Consider the following 13,553-nt stretch of genomic DNA (forward strand, 5'->3'; position numbering starts at 1 on the left):
GCGATCAGCTGACGTCGTTCGCGCGCCGGAAGACGTCAGCTGGCACCGCCAAGCCCGGCGGCGCGCAGGGCCTCTACCAGCCGGTTGGTCAGATCGGCGGGATATCTTCGCTCGACGAACGTTGCACGCGGATCGGCTGCGAATTTCGGGAATTTGGTCGTCAGTTCCTGCAGCAGCCTGCTTGCCAGCTTTTCGCGGCCGGCAGCGTTGGCACCGATCAGCCGCGCCGCCAGATAATGCGATTTCATTTCCGTCGTTCGCAAGCCGTCGCTGGCAAGCGTCGCCTTGTTCATGTCGCCCATCATGAACTCTCCTGCGAACAGCCCGTAATCCCACCATGTCGGATGGGCGCTGGCGATATCCACCGCGTGAGCAAGGATCGGGGTGCCCTCGCTGTACCTGCCGGCGAAAACGAGCCCGTAGCCATAGGCGGCGGCCATTGCGAGATCGTAAGGATTGAGTTCGTAAGCCTTGCGCATCCAGCGGATCGATTCCTCGGAATTGCCGATGCGCGAATTGAGATAACCAAGGGCGCGGTGCGCATAGGGGCTGGTGGGGCCCATCTGGATGGCGCGATGGGCAAACATCATCGCCTTTTCCATCGTCGCGTCGGCGGGGTAGGGATAATGGTCGGTGACCGCCTCCAGATGCAAGGACGCGAGTTCCGAATAGACGAGCGACGACTTCGCCTCCCGGTTGGCAAGATCTTCGAGGCAGCGGTAGGCGGCTTCGTGCGTCTGCGCGTTCTGGTCGAGATAATATTTGCCGTTGAGCACCAGACACGCCGTCAGCCCGGTCTGGATGCCGCTCTGCTCGATGTAATTGTAGATCGTGCCCGAGGCGGGAAGAGCCGAGCTCAAAATGCCGGAGATTTGGTCCTCGATAGCGGTGTTTGCGCTGTCGCCGGCGGTCAGGTTGCGTGACAGCAGCACGCGGCCGGTCGCCACGCTCTGCAGCTCGAGCATAATGTCGCCGCTGCGCGGCCCGGGCAGGACATCGAACACGAAGCTGGCGGCGTCGGTAAGTGGATCGGGCGGGCTGTCGGCATCACGACCGATGAAGTTGATGGTATCGAAGCCGCTAAGGCCGGCGCGCAGTGATGCAGCGACACGGCGAGCCACGTCGCTGTCGGCCTTGATGGCAATGTAAACCTGGGGGAGGGTTTCAACCGGAGGCGCCGCTATGCTGCCGGTCGCCACCGCGGTCTCGACCGCCGTGTCGCCGCCGGTCAGCAACACCACGCTGCCCTGGCGAAGGATCAGCACACCCAGCATGAGGATGACCAGCGCGATCGCCAGCCAGAAGAACTGCAAATGGCGCTGCAGCGACGGTGCAGCGGGGCTGAGCGCTGGAACGCTCAGCAATGCAGCCGGATGTGCCCGGTTGCGGGCATCCTCCGAGGATCCAGGCGGGGCGCTCGTCGCCGCCTCCTCTGTCGCCGGCTGCGGCTTGCTCTCTGCCTCGGCCTCCGCCGGCAAGCGAATGGCATTGAGTTCGTAGGATGGAACATAGCCGCCGCGCGGAATGGCGATGCGGACCGGTTCGGCAACGCCCTCGTTGGCGAAGTACTGCTGCAGCAGCTCGCGCAGCCTGCCGGCCTGCACCCGCACCACCGCATCGGTCGACGGATCGAAATCGCCGTCCTTGCCAAAAACGTCCATCGCTATGGAGAAGCCCTTGAGCCGGTCGGCTTCGCCTGCCTGCTCGCGCTCGACCAGGTAGCGGAGCAGCTTGCGCGCGCGCTCGGATCGTCCGAACGTTTCGCTGGCCAGCAATCGCTCCAACGTTTCGCGCACTGCGGGGGCGGCAGGCGTGGTATGCTGCAAGTGTCGATCCCTTCGAATTCGGCACAGGTTGAGGTACGATCATATAGCGCTGGCGCCGCCTTACAAGCATGTGCTTATGGTGCGATAGCGTACCCACCGGATAAATATCCGGTGGCTGATGGCGCGGGCCTGGCAGTTTCGGCTAGCCGCCCTTCCGGCCGACGATGCGGTTGGCGGCCGAAACCACGGCTTCGAGCGAGGCGGCGACGATATTGGTGTTGATGCCGGCGCCGAACAGCTTGCCGCCCGGATGTTCCATCTCGACATAGGAAATGGCCGAGGCATTCGAGCCGCGCTGCATGGAATGCTCGGAATAATCGAGCACCGACATCGGCACCCCGACGTGGCGCGACAGCGCATCGACGAAGCCGTCGATCGGGCCAGTACCGGTGCCGGATATGGTCACCTCCTTGCCCCCGTCGAGGATCACCGCTTCGACCACGCGCCGGCCCTTGACCTCGGTGTCGGGGTAGGTGTGGTGGTCGAGGAACTTCAGCCGCGCGCCGGGCTGGTCGACATAGGTGTCGAGAAAGCGCTCGTAGATGCGCTTGGCCGGCACCTCCTTGCCTTCGGCGTCGGTGATCGCCTGGATGGCCTGGCTGAACTCGATCTGCAGGTTGCGCGGCAGGTTGAGGCCGTAATCCGCATGCAGCACATAGGCGATACCGCCCTTGCCGGACTGCGAGTTGATGCGGATGATGGCTTCGTAGCTGCGGCCGACATCGGCCGGGTCGATCGGCAGGTAGGGCACCTCCCAGTGCGGCGTGTTGGCCTTGCGCAGCGCCTTCATGCCCTTGTTGATGGCGTCCTGGTGCGAGCCGGAAAAGGCAGTGTAGACGAGCTCGCCAACATAGGGATGGCGCTCGGGGATCTTCAGTTGGTTGGAGTATTCGTAGACGTCCTTCATGCGGTTGATATCGGAGCAGTCGAGCCCGGGATCGACGCCTTGCGTGTACATGTTGAGCGCCAGCGTGACGATGTCGACATTGCCGGTGCGCTCGCCATTGCCGAACAGCGTGCCTTCGACGCGGTCGGCGCCCGCCATCAGGCCGAGTTCGGTGGTGGCGATGCCGGTGCCGCGGTCGTTGTGCGGATGCAGCGAGATCAACAGGTTCTCGCGGTTGTCGAGATTGCGGCACATCCATTCGATGCGGTCGGCATAGATGTTGGGCGTCGACATCTCGACCGTGGAGGGCAGGTTGATGATCAGCTTGTTTTCCGCCGTCGGCTGGACGATTTCGGTGACGGCGTTGCAGATCTCCAGCGCCACTTCGAGCTCGGTGCCGGTAAAACTCTCCGGCGAATATTCAAAACGATAGCCGCCGCCGGCCTTCGCCGCCATGTCGGTGATCATCTTGGCCGCATCGGTGGCGATCCGCTTGATGCCGGCGACGTCTTTCTCGAAGACGACGCGGCGCTGCAGCTCGCTCGTCGAATTGTAGAAATGGACGATCGGGTTGGTGGCACCCTTGAGCGCCTCGAAAGTGCGGGTGATCAGTTCCGGCCGGCACTGCACCAGCACCTGCAGCGAGACGTCGGCGGGCACGTTGCCTTGTTCGATGCACCAGCGGGCGAAATCGAAGTCGGTCTGCGAGGCCGACGGGAAGCCGATCTCGATCTCCTTGAAGCCCATGTCGAGCAGCAGGGCGAACATGCGCGCCTTGCGTTCCTGGCCCATCGGATCGATCAGCGCCTGGTTGCCGTCGCGCAGGTCGACCGAGCACCAGATCGGCGCCTTGTCGATCACTCTCGAAGGCCAGGTGCGATCGGCAAGGCCGACGGTCGGATAGGGCTGGTATTTGCGGGCGGCGTCCGGCATGCCCTTTACCGCAGGCTTGCTGATTTCCTCTACATTCAGACGGATATCTTCTCGTGCGTTCATCGTCATTTCTCCCGGCGGCTCGCGGATCCAGCTTCAGCCGGATTGGTGGCGAGCGGCGCCTTTACCAGAATTTCGTTCGCTTGATGTGACGTGCCAATTTGTGACTGGCCAAGGAGCGTGCGCGTGAGCGGCAATTCGACCGCCGGGCGCTCCTTCAGCGAACCCGGCGATCGCCGATAAGGCCGAGAAGCAGCAGGGTGGAGGCAAGCGCGCGAACGGTCTGGCCGGCAATGCCGGTCGGGCGGGACGCAAAAGAGGTGGCGCGCGGGCTCATGGCGGATTTCATACAGGAGCGGGCAAAGCGAGGCAAGTGGGAGCCTCGCCGTCGCAGAAGCTGCCGATCTCCCCCCGCAAGGGGGAGATTGGATGTCGCCTTGGTTTTCGCCAACATTCAAAGTTGAGGGTGGGGCAACTTTGTTCTTGCTTTGTGCCGGCAGCTATGCTACTAATCTGGCTATGGTGCTGATTGGCGCCGAGGACCCGCCGTCGAGGCGGGTTTTTTATTTCCGGCACCTCCCAGGAGGAAACATGACCACACCCGATCCGATCCGCCGCTTTGTCGAAGCCACCAATGCCGGCGATAGCGAAGCCTTCCTGGACAGTTTCACGCCCGACGCCTTCCTGAGCGACTGGGGCCGGTCGTTCAAGGGCCGCGAGCAGATTGCGCGCTGGAACCAGTCGGACAATATCGGCGTGCAATCCAGACTCCGCATCCTCGGCATCGCAGCGAAGGACGGCACCTACCGCGTTCGCATCGCCGTCGAAGGCAACGGTTTCAACGGCGACGGCGATATGGTCTTCACGCTGGACGGCGAGCGTATATCGGGCCTGGTGATCAGCTGACGCACTGCCCGGCTGGTCTTTACTCCCGCAGGCTTCTCGCCACCAGCCGCGCCACGCTTGGGCCGACCAGAAGCACGATCAGGAAGCGTGCCGATTGCAGCGCCATGACGAAGGAGATGTCGACGTGCTGCGCGGCGGCGGCGATGATGGCGACGCTGTCCATGCCGCCGGGGCTGGTCGCCAGATAGGCGGTCAGCGGATCGATGCCGAGCAGGCGGCTGATCAGGAAGGCGAGGCCGCCGCAAAAGACGATCAGGGCAATGATCGAGCCGACGATCTGCGGCAGCGCGCGGGCCGCGTGGCGCAAGATGGCCCTGGTGAAATTCAGGCCGATGCTCCAGCCGATCATCGTATAGCTCAAGGCGAGCAGCCAGGGCGGCAGCTGCATGGTCACGCCGAGCCCGAGATGGATCACGGTGCCGAAAATGAAGGTGCCGAGGAAGAACGGCGACGGCAGCCTGAAAAGCTTTCCGGCGAGGCCGCCGACCAGCGCCACGCCGAATGTCGCGGCCAAGCCTTTCGGGTCGACCGGCGGAAACCAGACGATGGCCGGCACCTCGATGCCTGAGGTGTCGACCCAAAGCTTGGCCACCAGGGCCGCCGTCATCGAGACGCAGATGACGCGCAGATAGAGCATGAAGGCGACGAGGCGCTGGTCGGCGCCGAAGGCACCGCGCATCAGCACCATGGCGGTGGCGGCGCCCGGCGACGAACCCCAGACGGCGGTGGTGCCGGGCAGGATGCGCCAGCGGCTGATCAGCCAGCCAAGCAGGCTGGATGCCGCGACCGTCGCCATCACGACGCCGAGGAACAGCGGCCATTCCTTGTAGAAGACGGGAAAGATATCGGCCGAGATGGAACTGGCGACCAGGCAGCCGACGACCGCCTGGGCGGAGCCGAACAGAACCCGCGGCACGCGCACCGTGGCGCCGTTGGTGCCGGCAGCGATGGCAGCCAGCATCGGCCCGATCAGCAGTGCGGCGGGCAGGGCGGCGAGTTCCAGCGCGCCGGCAAACAGCACCGAGACCACCACCAGGACCGGCCACTGCCAGCCCTTGTGGATCCGCCCCAGGTGCTCGATGGCCGGCGGGTTCGGGGAAGAATCCATAGATCGGCTCTTAGACCGGTCGCGAAAAAATGCGAACCCTTTTTGCGGGGGAAAAGGGCTTGGGTGGTAATGGCACCAGCCATCCGTAGCGATCCTTCGCGCCCCCCTCTGTCCTGCCGGACATCTCCCCCTCTAGTGGGGAGATTGGATGTCACGTCGGCCTTCGCCAATCTCCAAAAAGAGAGCTGTCGGCGAAGCTGCCAATCTCCCCACTTGAGGGGGAGATGGCCGGCAGGCCAGAGGGGGGGCGCTGTCCCGCCGGCCTCTCCTCTATCCCGCCTTCACCGCCGGCAACCCAAACCCACCAACCGGACGCGTCTCCACCTGGAACTCGAAGCCGGCGATGATCGGCCGTGCCTTGGCGATTGCCGCCTGGACTTCGGGCAGCTGCAGCGAAGCTTTATGGCTTTCGGCGTCGGTCCACACTTCGGTCACCCAGATCGCGTCGGCGTCGGCCGGGTCGGTGGCGATGATGTAGTTCAGGCAGCCGGGCATGGCGCCGGTGCTGGCGAGCAGGACCTCCATGACCGCGTCGCGCTGGCCGCGCGTCGCCCGCATCTTGCCGATCAGTCCGTACATTCGCTTTGCTCCGTTGAGATTACGCAACCAGGAGTATGCAGTTCGCCGTCTACGGCATCAACTGGCCGCCATTCACCTCGATCACCTGGCCGGTGATGTAGCCGCTCAACAGAGCGGAGGAGAGGAACAGATAGGCGCCAACGCAGTCCTCGGCGGTGCCGGCGCGGCCCTGCGGGATGGTGGCGATCATGCCTTTCATCTGGTCGTCGGTCGAGTAGCGCTCGTGGAAAGGTGTCGCGATCGTGCCGGGCGCCACCGCGTTGACGCGGATGTTGAAACCGATCAGCTCCTTGGCCATGCCGCGCGTGACGTTGGAGACGAAGGCCTTGGCGGAGCCGTAAAGGCCGGCGCCGCCACCGGCGCCGTTGCGCGCGGCGATCGAGGAGGTGTTGACGATGAAGCCGCCCTGCCGCTTCAGCCATGGGATCGCCTTGCGCGAAGCTGTCAGCACGGAACGCGCGTTGAGGTCCATCACCGCGTCGTAATGCGCCTCGGTCTGCTCGGCATAGGGCACGCGGCCGAGCATGCCGCCGGCATTGTTGACGAGGCCGTCGAGCCGGCCGAAATGTTGCGCACTGTCCTCGACGACGCGCTCGACATCGGCGGGGATCGAGAAATCGCCCTGGGTCAGGAACACGTCGCCGCCACCGTTGCGAATGGTCGCCGCCAGGTTTTCGGCAGCCACCCGGCTCGAATTGTAGTGCAGTGCGACGCGACATTTCTGCGCGGCGTAGGCAAGTGCAAGCGCCGCGCCGATGCCGGTCGACGCGCCGGTGACCAGCACCGCCTTTCCGGCAAGGTCGGGGATGACCAGAGAGGGGCTGACAAGGGTGGTGGTGGCTGGCACGTCTATTCCTCCGGGGGACTCGGCCTGCTCTTCGTAGGCCCTCGCAGTCCTCGCGTTCAAGTCCGTAAAAGCCTATGGCCTGAGATAGGCGTAGCCCTGGCGCTGCAATTCGGCGAGCTTGACGACACCGCCTCTGTCGGCGGCATGGAAGCCGTCGAGCAGGTCGGCCAGGCCGATATCCATGCCGTGCATGGTGTTGGCGCAAGCGTGCGGGCTGAGCCCATCCTGGACAAGGCCGGCGAAACGCCCGGAAATGGCGGCGGATATGCCCTTCGACTTGAAGGCGGCAAGTGCTGGGCCGTGCACGACAAGCGCGATGTCGACCTTGCCGTCGGTGCCTTCGAAGTGGTTCTTGATGTTGCCGAGCACGAAATTGACCTTGTCGAGATCGCTGAGGTGATAGGCGACCTTTTGCCTTTCCTCTTCGACGGCCTTGACTTCAATGGCTGCCGCCTTGGTGGGGCGCAGCCCGAAAAGCCCGGCGGCCCCGGCAAGACCGACGCGGAAAATATCGCGGCGTCGCATGGCTTCATCTCCCATTTAGCCGGCCCGCGCAAATTGCGTGGCCTCGGCCTCGATCCTAGCATAAATTGACGTCACGTCTTGTCGGGGCAATGGAGGGGTAGCATGACGTCGAGGACCATAACGGGGACCATTGTGGGCGCCGGGCTTGGGGCTGCCTTGCTTTCCGCCGTCGGCGGCGCTGCTTTCGCCGATGACACGCTCAAACTCACCGAGCTCAGCCCCGACGGCAAGGACGCCTGTTTCGGCCGCGTCTACGACGCCGCGCATCTCAAGTCGCATCCGCACCAGAAGGTGGCGCGCATCTTCTTCTATTACGGCCGCGATCCGGTCAGCCGGCCAAACGAGGAGCCAAGCACCGGCATCGATTCCTCCTACAATGGCTTCATGGCGACGACGGTACGCGGCGCCAAGGCGCCGGAATGGCTCGGCGGTTGGTGCAGCCATGAATCGGAGGACGGCAAAACCGGTCCGATCCGTTGCGGCATGGACTGCGATCGCACCATGGCTTCGCTGAAGGTCGACGACAAGGGCCGGCTGATCGTCTCGGACGTGCAGCCCGATCTTTATCTCGATGCCGGATCGGAAGACGAGCTCGGCAAGGCGGAGTACGAACGGCAGGCGTTGGGCAAGGACGACAACGGCTTCAGGCTCGATCCGATGCCGGCCGCGACCTGCAAGGCGGAGTTCGCCCGCATCGACCCGATCGATCCGGCACTTGGCCCGCCATTGCGCGAGCGGCTGAAGCCGGACCAGGCCTTCTGCTACGGGCGTGACTATGATGCCGCGCATCTCGGCTCGCATCCCGATCAGCTGACCCAGACGATCCGGGTTTTCCGCGGACCGGTCGAGCTGGCATCCTTCGCCAAGGGCGGCGACCTCGCCAATTGGCCGAGCGGCGCAGACATCGCCGTTTCGGTTACCACGCGGCAGAAATCGGCCAAGGTCACGCAGGTCTATAACTGCCAGGGCGAGGGCGACCAGTGGCGCTGCGCGGCGAGCGCGAAGACGGGTGGTGCCTCCTGCGATATCGCGCAAAAGGAGATTTTCCTCCGCCGCGGCGCCAACGGCACGATGATGCTGGCCAACCCAAACAGCGGCCTGCCGATCGTCGATCTGTGCTCGAAGGCGGCGGAAGGCGACACCAGCTCCGACGACAAGGTCTACCGGCTGGAGCCGATGCCGCAGGCCGCCTGCGGGCCTTGATCATGTGACGAGGAGGTGGATGCCATGCGCAAGACAAGGGTGTTTTGGTCCGGCCGCTCGCAGGCGGTGCGCTTGCCAAAGGAGTACCGTTTCGACACCAAAGAGGTTTTCATCAGCCGCCACGGCCAGAGCGTCATTATCGAGCCTCTTGCGCAGGATTGGGCTTGGCTGGACAGAGTGATCGGTCCGCTTGATGACGATTTCGCGGAGGCGGCTCTGGAAAGTCCGTCGGATCAGATCCTCGAATCCATGGCGCGCAGCGGCTCGGAATGAGGGCTACAGCGATCCTTCGCGCCCCCCTCTGTCCTGCCGGACATCTCCCCCACTTGGGGGGAGATCGGCAGCTTCCTCGCGTCACTCACTCCTGCGACTATGGCTATTGGCAAAAGCCGCGGTGACGGCCAATCTCCCCACTTGTGGGGGAGATGTCCGGCAGGACAGAGGGGGCGCGAAGGGTCACGACTGAGCGATTTTTCTGCGCGAATTGCTTCACGCGAACGGCACGGCCGTCGTGCCCTTGGGCAGTTTCGCTTCGTCGTCGGGCTCGACATGGATGATGACGCGAACCGAAGGAATCTCTGCCCGCAGCGCGTCCTCGATGCGGTCGCAGATGACGTGGCTGGCGCCGACCGACATGTCGGCGTCGACGACCAGATGGAACTCGATGAAGGTGGCGCGGCCGGCGATGCGCGTCTTCAGGTCGTGGACCTCGAGCGCGCCCTTGCAATTGGCAGAGATGATGTCGCGGATACGGATATGTTCCTGGGTGTCGACGGCGCGGTCCATCAGCCCGTTCATCGACGAGCCGATGACGTGCCAGCCCTGCCACAGGATGTTCAGCGCCACGATCACCGCAAGAGCCGGATCGAGAACCTGCCAGCCGGTCAGCACGGCGCCGACCAGGCCAATGAAGACACCGACCGAGGTCGCTACGTCGGTCATGATATGCCTGCCGTCGGCAACCAGCGCCGGTGATTTTTCACTCCGTCCGGTGCGGATCAGCGTCAAGGCCCAGACGGCGTTGATGACGGTTGCGACGCCGTTGACGGCAAGGCCGGTCCATGGCTGTTCGAGCGGGGCCGGATGCTGCCACGACCACCAGACCTCGTTGAGGATGAGCAGGGCGGCAAGCACGATCAGCACGCCTTCCAGGACGGCCGAGAAATACTCGGCCTTGTGGTGGCCGAACGGATGGTCCTGGTCGGCTGGCTTGTAGCTGACCTGGATCGCCCAATAGGCGGCGGCCGAGGCAATGACGTTGACGATCGATTCCAGCGCGTCCGAATAAAGCGCAACCGAACCGGTGACGTACCAGGCCACCAGCTTGAGGCCGAGCACGACGAAGGCGACGACGATCGACCAGAAAGCGAGGCTGGCGACCTTCTGCCTGGCGGCTGCTTTGATTTCTGCCGCGGTCACTGGGGAAGAAATCCCAACACTGAGCCCTCGAATTAAGCGGCCTTTTCCTTGGCCTTGCGCGGCAGGTGCGCGACGATGTTCTCGATGATGCGCATGCCGGCATTGTGGCCGAGCGTCATGATCGATTCCGGGTGGAACTGCACAGCGGCGATCGGCTCCTTGCGGTGCTCGAAGGCCATGATGATGCCGTCCTCGGTCTCGGCGGTGACGACAAAACCATCGGGCAGCCGCACCGGATCGGCGAAGATAGAATGATAGCGGCCGACCGTCACCTCCTTGGGCAGGCCGGAGAAGATGATGCCCGGCTTCGACACGCGGATGCGCGACGGCTTGCCATGCATCGGGATGTGCAATTGCCGCAGCTCGCCGCCATAGGCCTCGGCCAGCGCCTGCAGCCCAAGGCAGACGCCGAAGATCGGCAGGTCGCGCGCACGGGCTCGCTTGATGGTGGCGGCGCAGTCGAAGTCCTTCGGCGTGCCGGGGCCGGGCGACAGCACGACCAGGTTTGGCTTCAGCCGGTCGAAGACCTCGTCCGGCACCGGCGTGCGCACCGTCGAGACATTGGCGCCGGTCTGGCGGAAATAGTTGGCCAGCGTATGGACGAAGGAGTCCTCGTGGTCGACCAGCAGGATGTTGACGCCATCGCCGACCCGCGCGGTGCTGCGTTCGGTGCTGGCGGCATTGCCTGACTTGGCGTCGCGGATGGCGGAGATCATGGCGGATGCCTTCAGTTCGGTTTCGGCTTCTTCTTCTTCGGGTATGCTGTCGAAGAGCAGCGTGGCGCCGGCGCGCACCTCGGCAATGCCGTCCTTGATGCGGATGGTGCGAAGCGTCAGGCCGGTGTTCATGTCACCGTTGAAATTGACCATGCCGATCGCCCCGCCATACCAGGCGCGCGGGCTCTTCTCGTTCTGCTCGATGAAGCGCATGGCCCATAATTTCGGCGCGCCGGTGACGGTGACGGCCCAGGCATGCGACAGGAAGGCGTCGAAGGCGTCCATGCCTTCGCGCAGCCGTCCCTCAATGTGGTCGACGGTGTGGATCAGGCGCGAATACATCTCGATCTGGCGACGGCCGATGACGCGCACCGAGCCCGGCTCGCAGACCCTCGACTTGTCGTTGCGGTCGACATCCGAGCACATGGTGAGTTCGGACTCGTCCTTCTTGGAATTGAGCAGCTTGAGGATCTGCTCGCTATCGGAAATGGCATCGTCGCCGCGCTTGATAGTGCCGGAGATCGGGCAGGTCTCGACGCGGCGGCCGTTGACGCGAACGAACATTTCCGGCGAGGCGCCGATCAGATATTCGCCCTCGCCGAGATTGATGAAGAAGGAATAGGGCGAGGGATTGATGCTCTTCAGCTTGCGGGAAATCTCGGAGGGCTGGGTTTCGCAGCGTTCGTAGAACATCTGCCCCGGCACCACTTCGAACAGGTCGCCGCGCTCAAAGCTCTTCATCGCCTTGCGCACCAGCTTGGCATATTCGCCGGGCTCGTGGTCGCCGCGCGGCGGGATCCGGTCGGCGGTCCTGAACGGCTCGACGATTTCGTCGCGCGGCAGGCCTTCGGTCGAAAAGCCGTCGCCGGAATAGTCGTAGCGGTCGGTCCAGGCCTTGGTGGAATAGTGGTCGACGACGAGGATCTCGTCGGGCAGGAACAGCACGAGATCGCGCTGGCTTGGCTTGCGCTCGAGCTTGTAGTCGACCGGATCGAACTGGAAGGCGAGGTCGTAGCCGAAGGCGCCATAGAGGCCGAGATTGGCGTCTTCCTCGGTCTTGAACAAAGCAGTGATGGCGCGCAGCACGGTGAACACGGAGGGAACGCGGCTGCGTTCCTCTTCGGTGAAGACACGGCCGGGCTTGGCGACCTCGAGGCGGATGAGTTTGTTCGACGTCTCGGCGATCGTGACATCGTCAAGGCCGGCAAGCACCGTACCGATCACCGGCAAAAGCACCTCGCCACGGCGGTTCAGCGCCTCGATGCGCATGGCGCGGCCGCGTGCCGAGATCACCAGCGGCGGATCGATGATGGCGGTATCCCAGCGCGTATAACGGCCGGGATATTCGTAATTCGAGGAAAACACGGCGCCGCGGCGCGAATTCAGGCCATCGACATAGCCGTCGATCGCGCCCTCATATGGCCGGTCATGGCGCTGGCGGGTAATCGCCACGCCACCCGCGGTGACGAAGCGCTCGGCGCCATTCTCCAGAATTTTCGTCGTCATTGCCGTCTCCATCAGCGTCTTTGGGGCAACGGACCCGGGAATGGCTTGAAAAAACAAATGGCCGCCCGGACATTCCGCTGCGGCCACCTTCTATTGTCACGCGAACGCGTTCGAACAGGCCGCTGTCAGCGAGCCCACCACCAAATGGTCTTGATCGAACGCATATTCATGGCGAAATCCATAGCCGCGAAAAGCGGTATGCGCAACAGGTTTGAAAGTCTGTGGGGTGGCTGCTGCTTTCGCAACCCATGGCACATGGCCAAGACCGGCAGTCCTGCCTAGACTCTGCATCAAACAGCAGGAAGACGGGAAAACATCGATGACCGAGCAGATCGACCGCGCACGGACGTTCCATTCCCTCCATGTCAAGGGCAACCCGATTGTCCTCTACAATGCCTGGGACCCAGGCTCCGCCAAGATCATCGCGCAAGCAGGGGCCAAGGCCATCGCCACCGGAAGCTGGCCGGTCGCGGCCGCTTTCGGATTCGCCGATGGCGAGAAAATCCCGTTGGAACTGGCGCTCGAAAACATCAAACGCATCGTTGCGGCGGTGGATCTGCCGGTAACCATGGACCTCGAGGGCGGTTACGGGGTCGCTCCGGAGGTTGTCGCCCGCAGCGTGGGGCTCGCCGTGCAGGCTGGAGCCGTCGGCTTTAATTTCGAGGATCAGATTGTCGGCGGCAGTGGGCTGCACGACATCGCCATACAGGTGAGGCGGATCGAAGCCGCCGCGGCGGCCGTGAAGACCTCGGGTATTCCGGCCTTCATTAACGCCCGAACCGACATTTTCCTGAAGGCGAAACCGGATGCGCACGACAAGGCTCTCCTCGATCAGGCGATCGAGCGGGCGCACGCCTACGAAAGGGCCGGAGCGCATGGCTTCTTTGCGCCGGGGCTTGCCGATGAAGGCCTGATCGAGGCGCTCTGCCAGGCAACGGCATTGCCGGTCAACATCATTGCACTGGCGCATGTGCCGCCGCGCCAGAGGCTTGCCGAACTCGGCGTCGCCCGCGTGAGCCATGGTCCGGTGCCTTACCGGCAGATGGCCGAATGGCTGGAGTCCAAGGCGCGACAGGCGATTTCGGGGTAGCCTGGCGGG

12 protein-coding genes are annotated in these 13,553 nt (G+C 63.9%); 4 read left to right on the plus strand and 8 right to left on the minus strand.

The window, feature by feature from the left end; translation table 11 throughout:
- Positions 1 to 35: 35 nt before the first annotated feature.
- Both NKH89_RS15010 and leuA read right to left on the minus strand, forming a co-directional pair.
- Positions 36 to 1,826, minus strand: a complete 1,791-nt coding sequence (locus NKH89_RS15010) for a tetratricopeptide repeat protein (RefSeq protein ID WP_023719258.1) — start codon at positions 1,824 to 1,826, stop codon at positions 36 to 38.
- A 142-nt stretch (positions 1,827 to 1,968) separates the two neighbouring features.
- Positions 1,969 to 3,645, minus strand: coding sequence for a 2-isopropylmalate synthase (leuA, locus tag NKH89_RS15015; protein WP_352494798.1), 1,677 nt, complete (start codon positions 3,643 to 3,645; stop codon positions 1,969 to 1,971).
- Positions 3,646 to 4,236: 591 nt separating this feature from the next.
- On the opposite strand from leuA, the gene NKH89_RS15020 reads away from it, so the two are divergent.
- A complete protein-coding gene (locus NKH89_RS15020; RefSeq protein ID WP_352494774.1) occupies positions 4,237 to 4,551 on the plus strand; it encodes a nuclear transport factor 2 family protein in 315 nt (104 codons plus the stop codon).
- Positions 4,552 to 4,570: 19 nt separating this feature from the next.
- Here the strand turns inward: NKH89_RS15020 and NKH89_RS15025 are convergent, their stop codons facing one another.
- From NKH89_RS15025 to NKH89_RS15040, 4 genes are all read right to left on the minus strand, one after another.
- Positions 4,571 to 5,659 (minus strand): AbrB family transcriptional regulator, encoded by a 1,089-nt coding sequence (locus NKH89_RS15025; RefSeq protein ID WP_352909223.1) that lies wholly within the window; start codon positions 5,657 to 5,659, stop codon positions 4,571 to 4,573.
- Positions 5,660 to 5,929: 270 nt separating this feature from the next.
- A complete protein-coding gene (locus tag NKH89_RS15030; protein WP_352494776.1) occupies positions 5,930 to 6,238 on the minus strand; it encodes a putative quinol monooxygenase in 309 nt (102 codons plus the stop codon).
- A gap of 49 nt (positions 6,239 to 6,287) precedes the next feature.
- Positions 6,288 to 7,085: an SDR family NAD(P)-dependent oxidoreductase gene (locus tag NKH89_RS15035; RefSeq protein ID WP_352494777.1), complete on the minus strand. Its 798-nt coding sequence runs from the start codon at positions 7,083 to 7,085 to the stop codon at positions 6,288 to 6,290.
- 72 nt (positions 7,086 to 7,157) lie between these two features.
- A complete protein-coding gene (locus NKH89_RS15040) occupies positions 7,158 to 7,610 on the minus strand; it encodes a DsrE family protein (RefSeq protein WP_352450551.1) in 453 nt (150 codons plus the stop codon).
- A 102-nt stretch (positions 7,611 to 7,712) separates the two neighbouring features.
- On the opposite strand from NKH89_RS15040, the gene NKH89_RS15045 reads away from it, so the two are divergent.
- Positions 7,713 to 8,813: a hypothetical protein gene (locus NKH89_RS15045; protein WP_352494778.1), complete on the plus strand. Its 1,101-nt coding sequence runs from the start codon at positions 7,713 to 7,715 to the stop codon at positions 8,811 to 8,813.
- Between the two features lie 24 nt (positions 8,814 to 8,837).
- Positions 8,838 to 9,086 (plus strand): antitoxin, encoded by a 249-nt coding sequence (locus NKH89_RS15050; RefSeq protein ID WP_023719250.1) that lies wholly within the window; start codon positions 8,838 to 8,840, stop codon positions 9,084 to 9,086.
- Between the two features lie 216 nt (positions 9,087 to 9,302).
- Here the strand turns inward: NKH89_RS15050 and NKH89_RS15055 are convergent, their stop codons facing one another.
- Together NKH89_RS15055 and NKH89_RS15060 are read right to left on the minus strand one after the other, a co-directional pair.
- Complete coding sequence (locus NKH89_RS15055; RefSeq protein WP_023719249.1) at positions 9,303 to 10,232, minus strand: cation diffusion facilitator family transporter; 930 nt, start codon at positions 10,230 to 10,232, stop codon at positions 9,303 to 9,305.
- A 32-nt stretch (positions 10,233 to 10,264) separates the two neighbouring features.
- Entirely contained in the window at positions 10,265 to 12,454 is a 2,190-nt protein-coding gene (locus NKH89_RS15060) for an anthranilate synthase (RefSeq protein ID WP_352494779.1), read from the minus strand.
- A 319-nt stretch (positions 12,455 to 12,773) separates the two neighbouring features.
- On the opposite strand from NKH89_RS15060, the gene NKH89_RS15065 reads away from it, so the two are divergent.
- Positions 12,774 to 13,544 carry an isocitrate lyase/PEP mutase family protein gene (locus NKH89_RS15065; protein WP_023719246.1) on the plus strand — a complete coding sequence of 257 codons (771 nt, stop codon included), beginning with the start codon at positions 12,774 to 12,776 and terminating at the stop codon, positions 13,542 to 13,544.
- The last annotated feature ends 9 nt before the right edge of the window (positions 13,545 to 13,553 follow it).

The organism is Mesorhizobium sp. M0923 (assembly GCF_040319365.1).
Taxonomy (GTDB): Bacteria; Pseudomonadota; Alphaproteobacteria; order Rhizobiales; family Rhizobiaceae; genus Mesorhizobium.

Coding starts and splice junctions, on each gene's coding strand:
- NKH89_RS15020 (WP_352494774.1), top strand. CDS start 4,237: ATGACCACACCCGATCCGATCCGCCGCTTTGTCGAAGCCACCAATGCC.
- NKH89_RS15065 (WP_023719246.1), top strand. CDS start 12,774: ATGACCGAGCAGATCGACCGCGCACGGACGTTCCATTCCCTCCATGTC.
- NKH89_RS15040 (WP_352450551.1), bottom strand. CDS start 7,610: ATGCGACGCCGCGATATTTTCCGCGTCGGTCTTGCCGGGGCCGCCGGG.
- NKH89_RS15030 (WP_352494776.1), bottom strand. CDS start 6,238: ATGTACGGACTGATCGGCAAGATGCGGGCGACGCGCGGCCAGCGCGAC.
- NKH89_RS15050 (WP_023719250.1), top strand. CDS start 8,838: ATGCGCAAGACAAGGGTGTTTTGGTCCGGCCGCTCGCAGGCGGTGCGC.
- NKH89_RS15060 (WP_352494779.1), bottom strand. CDS start 12,454: ATGACGACGAAAATTCTGGAGAATGGCGCCGAGCGCTTCGTCACCGCG.
- NKH89_RS15045 (WP_352494778.1), top strand. CDS start 7,713: ATGACGTCGAGGACCATAACGGGGACCATTGTGGGCGCCGGGCTTGGG.
- NKH89_RS15025 (WP_352909223.1), bottom strand. CDS start 5,659: ATGGATTCTTCCCCGAACCCGCCGGCCATCGAGCACCTGGGGCGGATC.
- leuA (WP_352494798.1), bottom strand. CDS start 3,645: ATGCCGGACGCCGCCCGCAAATACCAGCCCTATCCGACCGTCGGCCTT.